1 protein-coding gene is annotated in these 807 nt (G+C 65.8%); it reads right to left on the bottom strand.

All coding sequences use genetic code 11. The annotated features are described in order from the left end of the window. Positions 1-807, bottom strand: an 807-nt coding sequence (locus ENZ75_RS33205; protein WP_128278675.1) for a zinc-binding dehydrogenase, incomplete at both ends; no start/stop codon positions are given.

Genomic DNA, 807 nt, shown 5'->3' with positions numbered 1-807 from the left:
CTACACGTCTGGTCCAGGCATCGGCGAGGACATCGCCTCACTGCTCGCTCTGGTCGCAGCCGGCCGGCTGCGACCAGAGCGAGCAGTGAGGCGATGTCCTCGCCGATGCCTGGACCAGACGTGTAGTACGCAAAAGTCTGAAGCCTTGCCCCTTCATGATCCGGAACGAACTGGCGGAATCCGACGGGCGTCAGCTCGCCGCTGCTCGAACCGAACATGACGATGGTCCCGCCAGGTGCGATACGTTCGATCGCGCGTGCGAGGCTTTGGCCGCCGACCGACTCGGTGATCAGCGAGAACGGCCCCTCGGCCAGATCGATCGCTTCGACAACCTGCCGGGCTCCGAGGCCGCGGAGATCGTCGGCGTGCCGGGCCGCGGCGATTGCCGTCACCGAGGCGCCTTGCTCGCGGGCGATCTGGATCTGAAAACGGCCGACCGCTCCGCTTGCACCGGTGATCAAGACCTGCTGGCCGGCGAGGTCGCCGCCATGGCGTAGAGTCCTTAGTGCCGTCGTACCGGCGACAGGAAGTGTGGCTGCGGAAACGAAACTGACGTCATCCGGCAGGACGGCGAGACGGTCGATTGGGACTGCGATGCGTTCGGCCCAACCGGCCTCGTCGACCAAAGCAACAACCCGGGCGCCGACGGCTGGCCCGGAACCATCGGCTGCTCTTCGTTCGACAATCCCCGCGATGTCCTGGCCGGGTATCCAGCCCTCGGGGCGTATGGCAAGCAGGCGCAGTTCGCCCCGGTTCAACGAAGTTGCGTGGACAGAGACAAGCGCTTCGTTCGAAGCCGGTTGAGGC

Source organism: Mesorhizobium sp. M7A.F.Ca.CA.002.04.1.1, from assembly GCF_004022805.1.
GTDB classification, from domain to species: domain Bacteria; phylum Pseudomonadota; class Alphaproteobacteria; order Rhizobiales; family Rhizobiaceae; genus Mesorhizobium; species Mesorhizobium ciceri.
Note: the sequence above shows the minus strand (reverse complement) of the source record. Positions and strands in the feature narration are given on the sequence as shown.